Origin of the sequence: Lelliottia sp. RWM.1, from assembly GCF_016859735.1 — a bacterium.
Classification (GTDB): domain Bacteria; phylum Pseudomonadota; class Gammaproteobacteria; order Enterobacterales; family Enterobacteriaceae; genus Enterobacter.
In genome coordinates, this window is sequence record NZ_WLVC01000085.1 from 1 (window position 1) to 6,390 (window position 6,390).

Consider the following 6,390-nt stretch of genomic DNA (forward strand, 5'->3'; position numbering starts at 1 on the left):
CTTACCGCTCATGGGCACCTCTCTTTAAGTCATCTTAAATGACTCTGAGGTGTCTGTTAAACCCGTGGCGATTCATGCAGCAGTCAGGTCTTCATCCTCACTATAGTTGCTCGTATGATAGCGTAACAGCAGTGCAACATTCTTCTGAGGAGGATGACCAAACAGGCATTCGTACATCTTAAAAATTCAGTGATGGTAAAACACACCTATCCGATGATTTTCATTCTTTTAATCAATAACTTATTTTTTTATGCGATTTAGTTTTAACCTTCTCAATTTAGAAGTATTATTTTGAGATTATTCCACTTGCTTTACTCTCCCTCGCCATTTTTGGTGCCTATGAGAAGTCATTTTTAAGGTTTATGCTCATGGAGTTATGGATATTTTTAGCGGCGATTTATGTTGTTTATTTTTTGTTTTTCAAAAAGAAAAAGCATAAATCTACCCAGTCTCCTGTTTCCAAAACTGTCAACGCGCCACCTAATGAATGGATTGCTGACATCGAGAAAAAGGAGGCGGTCATGCGAAAAGATGAAAGTGAAGATGACAACCTGGCAACCTTTACACTGAGCAGTGGCCGGGGTGTAGAATTCCGAGTAACCACCAATCATCATCAGAAAACATCAAAATCAGATGGTGTATTAGCTCGATGGGTCCTTCCGGGTGAAATGATAACTGTAGCTGGTGTGACAATCACTGGTGGTCACATTTACGTGGGGCAACGTATGAAGCCCTCCGGTCAGGAATCAGGCGGCTATTATGACGATGGAAGTGAGGCATCATTAATTGATGACACATGTAAGATAAAACCTACTTCTTATCTTTACGAGGACAGTTCATTAGGATACTGGCCCAGTTTTTCCTCTCTTTCCCCAGAAGCACGCGGTGCGTATGTCAGTTGGCTCGCCAGCGATAGGTCTGATCCATCGTGTCCTATCGGCTATGTTTTTATCTACCTCTACGGACTGGAAAGAAAAGCGCTCGTAGATTCCACTGACCCAAAACGCCCTGATGCTGAGTTCCGTAATCTGTTCAATGAAGTCGCTCGGTTAAGATCGGTATTCATTGAGAACCGCTCATTCCGTGGATATTCGGCCCAATTACTCGAAGCCATGTCTATTCTGCGCCCGAACATGGGCTTAGCCACTGAGCTCGATAGCAATTCAGGTTTCAGCAACAGCATGCAATTTAAGCTGGCTCTGGCAAAAACTGTACATGAAGGAGTTCCTGTATCAGCTGAACTGGCGTTGAATTGGGTAATAAACCACACCGAGTATTCGCTGCGTACCCCGGCTCGCCGCTGTGCTAAAGAGTTTGCTGCGCTTTTCAAACGGCGTTACACCCTCAAATATGGTGAAGGGATGGTCGTTAAGGCGAATAAAACGCGCCTAAGGTTAGATTACACACCAGCAAGTCCTAGTTTGCGAGGTGTTCGACTTCCTGTTCCCGACCTGCCTGATCCAAGTGCGTTGAAGAGCCCTGTCCAGAAAATTATGGCTCTTGCCGACATATGTACGGATGAACTTGATGCTTATAGTCGCTACCTTGGTAGGAAAGGTACGTCAGTCAATGATACGGCTGCAATTATGTTGCTCCCTTCAGAGATCGTTAATGAAAGCGCAGAAAAAATATTAAGCTCATTCAAACGCTGGGCTGATGAGGCGATCCTCGTCAAGGAGGGGTTAGTCTCAGTTGCTGACTTTTGGGCACATATGAATGCCAGTTGCCCCAATAAGATCAATAAAAAAGAGGCCGATTTGATGCAGGCCTTTGCTCTGAAGATGGGTTACGGTCTGGCACCTGACCCGTATTATCACCATGTGAAGGCGGATGTTGATGGGACACTTGTTCTATTCCCTGCCGCCGAAGGTGGACGCTTCTCACCTTCTCCTGAATTTATCTCAGCAGTAATGACGCTCAGATTAGGGGCGATGGTCGCCTTGATTGACGATTTTCTTGATCAAGCTGAACAGAAAGTGCTTGAGAATGCCATCAACAACAATACTGGCTTCACCGATGATGAAAAATGCTCTCTACATGCGTATTTAACGTGGCAACTTCATACCCCAGCCAATATGACAGGAATGAAAAGCAGGATTGAGTTGATGGGGGCCGCGGAAAAAGCTGCTGTGGGCAAAGTTATCGTTAGTGTTGCCTGTTCGGATGGGACAATAGCGCCTGCCGAAATCAAACAGCTTGAGAAGATTTATTCAAGTTTGGGGCTGGATCCCTCATCTGTCTCGAGCAATATCCATCAGCATTCCGCAACTGAACATGATCTCGTCTCGTCTGTACCAACTGATCAGCCAGCAGTAGGGTTCACACTGGATGCTAATGTACTTGCCCGCCACGAATCTGCCACGGATGATGTTCGTAAATTGCTGAACACAATTTTCACCGAAGAAGAACCGGAAGAGCCAGAAAGCGCTCCAGCCTCATTAACGGAGGCGGGGGGGCTAGACTCCGCACATAGCCAGCTTTATCACAGTTTGCTGGAGAAAGAACAGTGGTCCCGGAAAGAGGCGACAGAATTGTGCGGAAATTTGAATTTGATGCTCGGCGGTGCGCTTGAGGTGATTAATGACTGGTCCTATGCGGTGGTTGATGCTCCGGTACTGGACGATGCCGATGATGATATCTGGGTTGACCTGGAAATTGCCAAAGAATTAGAGGGATAGTGAATGTCTGTAACACGTATAAGAGTGAAAGAACGTGACGCTATTATTCAGTCACTTAAGTCAGGTGTAACGCCAAGGATAGGCATTCAGCATATCCAGGTTGGCCGCGTGAATGAGATCACCGCTCTCCATCAAGATATTGAGAGGATTGCTGACGGTGGTTCAAGCTTCAGACTTATCATCGGTGAATATGGTTCTGGTAAAACGTTCTTTCTGAGTGTTGTGCGCTCTATTGCGCTAGAGAAGAAGCTGGTGTCAATCAGTGCAGACCTTTCTCCTGACAGACGCATTCACTCATCGGGAGGTCAGGCTCGTAATCTCTATTCTGAGCTTATGAAAAACATGTCCACCAGAAACAAGCCGGATGGTAATGCGTTACTTAGCGTTGTTGAAAGATTCGTTACGGAGGCAAGGAAGGAAGCTGACACGAACGGCTCCGAGGTTTCATCAGTTATTCATAAACGCCTGGCAGCACTATCAGATATGGTCGGCGGATATGACTTTGCGAAGGTCATTGATGCATTCTGGCGCGGGCATGAGCAGGATAACGAAACACTAAAATCCAATGCTATTCGCTGGTTGCGGGGAGAGTACACCACTAAAACTGATGCCCGTAACGATCTCGACGTTCGGACTATTATCTCAGACGCTTCATTCTATGACTCTTTGAAGCTGATGAGCCTTTTTGTCCGCCAGGCAGGCTATGCCGGTCTTTTGGTCAGCCTCGACGAAATGGTGAACCTCTTTAAACTGAATAATACGCAAGCAAGAACAGCGAACTACGAACAGATTTTGCGGATCCTGAATGACTGCCTGCAAGGCTCAGCCGAGAATATTGGTTTTATCCTCGGGGGGACGCCAGAGTTCCTTTTCGATCCTCGCAAAGGTCTTTACAGCTATGAGGCGCTCCAATCACGTCTGGCGGAAAATCGGTTCGCGCAAAAAGCAGGAGTGATTGACTACTCGTCTCCCACTTTGCATCTTGCCAGCCTCACCCCTGAGGAACTGTATATTTTACTGAGAAATCTTCGTCATGTTTATGCAGGCGGAGATCCAGAGAATTTTCTGGTTCCAGATGAGGCACTGACTGGATTTCTGCATCACTGTAGTAAAACCATTGGAGACGCTTACTTCCGTACCCCCCGTAATACCATAAAAGGTTTCCTAGACATGCTGGCCGTGCTGGAACAAAACAGAACGATGAACTGGCAAACACTAATCGAGGGTGTGGCGATTGAAGAGGACAGGCCCAGCGAAATGGATGACGCCATTATAGAGGAAAGCGATGACGACGACGGACTGGCGAACTTCAAATTATGAGCAGTGCCTATGATAGTCTCGATCCCCGCGTCCGTAAGTGGGTTTACAAGCAGGGGTGGTCTACATTAAGGCCCTTGCAGGAGAGTTCTATCCCGGCAATTTTAGCCCGTGATCGAGACGTGCTAATCAGTGCAGGCACAGCAGCGGGTAAAACAGAGGCTTTCTTTCTTCCTGCCTGTTCGGCAGTTGCAGATCTCACTAATGGATTTGGCATCGTCTATATCAGTCCGTTGAAGGCATTGATTAACGATCAGTACCGTCGTCTTGAGAGCCTTGGAGATGCATTGGAAATGCCAGTGACTCCTTGGCACGGGGATGTACCACAAAGCAAAAAGAAGAAGGCTCGGACAAACCCTGCTGGCATTTTACTGATTACACCTGAGTCACTTGAGTCTTTGCTCATAAATTCAATGGGCTGGCTCAAACAGGCGTTTTCGTCAGTCGCATACATCGTTATTGATGAGTTTCATGCTTTCATTGGCTCAGAGCGTGGTGTACAGCTGCTTTCTCTGCTCAATAGAATTGACCATGTGTTAGGACGCCTGGTAAATCCAATTCCCCGCGTTGCGTTGAGTGCCACGCTGGGGGAACTGGAGAAAGTACCCGAACTTTTGCGCCCGGACAAACGACTACCCTGCGTAACTGTTACAGATAGTAAGAGCGAGGCCACTCTTCAGGTACAGGTCAAAGGTTATCTGGAGCGAGTGCTCCAAAAAGAAGAAGAACTTCAGAGTTCAGCTGAACATGACGTTTGCGCTGACATTTTTAGACTTTGCCGTGGCGATTCTCATTTGGTCTTTGCAAACAGTCGAAAGCGGACTGAAAGCATTGCTGTCACGCTGAGCGACATGTGTGAGGAACATATTGTTCCCAATGAATTCTTTCCCCACCATGGTTCCCTTGCCAAGGAATTGCGGGAAGCGCTTGAAACTCGTCTTCAGAAAGGAAATTTGCCCACAACAGCTGTTTGTACAATGACGCTTGAGTTGGGAATTGATATCGGTAAGGTTAAGTCGGTTATCCAAGTTACGCCTCCGCATACTGTTTCCAGTCTGCGTCAGCGTATGGGACGTTCTGGGCGACGCGACTCCCCATCAGTTCTAAGAATGCTAATTACAGAAAATGAGCTCACTGTGACTAGCAGTATCGTTGACCACCTACGGCTGCATTTGGTCCAGTCGATGGCAATGATCAGATTGATGATCTCTAAACAATGGTTTGAGCCTGCCGATTCCCAGCAGATGCATTACTCCACGCTGCTACACCAGATTCTTGCAATTACCGCGCAATGGGGCGGAGTTCGTGCCGATCAACTCTGGTCACAGCTATGTCAAACAGGCCCGTTCCGTAATGTGGATATAGGCGATTTCAAAAGCCTGCTTAAACATATGGGGGCATGTGGCCTGCTCACTCAACTCGCTAGTGGAGAAATGGTTGTTGGGGCAGAGGGGGAGAAACTGACTAACCATTACACGTTTTATGCCGTGTTCAACACACCAGAAGAGTTCCGCATTGTCACCGGAAACAGAACCCTTGGAACAGTGCCTGTGGACTCCCCGCTGCTACCAGATCAACACATCATCTTCGGTGGGCGGCGCTGGAGAGTGACAGAGATCGAGACAGAGAAAAAAGTTATCTATGTAGAGGCGACCAAAGGCGGTCAGCCACCACAATTTAGTGGGGGGGGAATGTCTGTTCATGATGCCGTTCGTCAGGAAATGCTCGCTATCTATAGGGAAGGTGATTACCGCATAGCAATAGGTAGCAAGAGAGTAGATTATGCCGATTCTGCCGCCAGAAGCCTATTTGCGGAAGGCAGTCGTAACTTCCAGAGTTATAACCTGCAAAATGAGTATTTTCTTACGAGCGGCCAATACTGTTACATCCTCCCATGGATGGGAGATAAGGTTGTCAATACGATTACAGCCTTGCTCATACGTTGTGGCTTTAAAGCTAATTCATTGGCTGGAGTTATAGAAATTGACGGCTCAAGTATCACTTCTGTTCAACAGGCCCTTAAAGGCCTGCTGCTGTCAGGCTTGCCCTCAGCGTTTGATCTTGCTGTAAATGTTCCAGAAAAGTACTTAGATAAATATGATGAATATTTACCAGAGTTTCTGCTTGCGAAAGGATTTGGGGAAAAAGCGTATGACATTGAAGGCGCGTGTACCTGGCTGAAAGAACATCTTCAGTAAACTGGTTACATAAAAAGGGGGAGATATTCCCCTTAAGCTTGAGGCCGATTGATGATATCAATTTTTGCTCTTGGCTCGGATCTGCCAGAAATCGAGGTCATAAGGTCTGCTTTGAGCGAGATATAGTCATTCGTACCCTGAGAATTACACTTTGAAGTGATTCAGGGTATGCGCTTACTGGTTACGAATATTGAGCG

General features: G+C 46.9%; 3 protein-coding genes. All 3 read left to right on the forward strand.

Features of this window, described 5'->3' with window-relative positions:
• Positions 1–368 precede the first annotated feature (368 nt).
• The 3 genes from GF617_RS26090 to GF617_RS26100 are packed head-to-tail and all read left to right on the forward strand — an operon-like array spanning position 369 to position 6,193.
• Positions 369–2,678, forward strand: a complete 2,310-nt coding sequence (locus GF617_RS26090; protein WP_203452740.1) for a TerB N-terminal domain-containing protein — start codon at positions 369–371, stop codon at positions 2,676–2,678.
• Between the two features lie 3 nt (positions 2,679–2,681).
• Positions 2,682–3,998: an ATP-binding protein gene (locus GF617_RS26095; protein ID WP_203452741.1), complete on the forward strand. Its 1,317-nt coding sequence runs from the start codon at positions 2,682–2,684 to the stop codon at positions 3,996–3,998.
• Positions 3,995–6,193, forward strand: a complete 2,199-nt coding sequence (locus GF617_RS26100) for a DEAD/DEAH box helicase (protein WP_075191694.1) — start codon at positions 3,995–3,997, stop codon at positions 6,191–6,193. The genes GF617_RS26095 and GF617_RS26100 overlap by 4 nt, the downstream gene beginning before the upstream one ends.
• The last annotated feature ends 197 nt before the right edge of the window (positions 6,194–6,390 follow it).

What these genes read in the sequence shown, in the direction of transcription:
- GF617_RS26100 (WP_075191694.1), top strand. Translation starts at nt 3,995, where the DNA reads ATGAGCAGTGCCTATGATAGTCTCGATCCCCGCGTCCGTAAGTGGGTT.
- GF617_RS26090 (WP_203452740.1), top strand. Translation starts at nt 369, where the DNA reads ATGGAGTTATGGATATTTTTAGCGGCGATTTATGTTGTTTATTTTTTG.
- GF617_RS26095 (WP_203452741.1), top strand. Translation starts at nt 2,682, where the DNA reads ATGTCTGTAACACGTATAAGAGTGAAAGAACGTGACGCTATTATTCAG.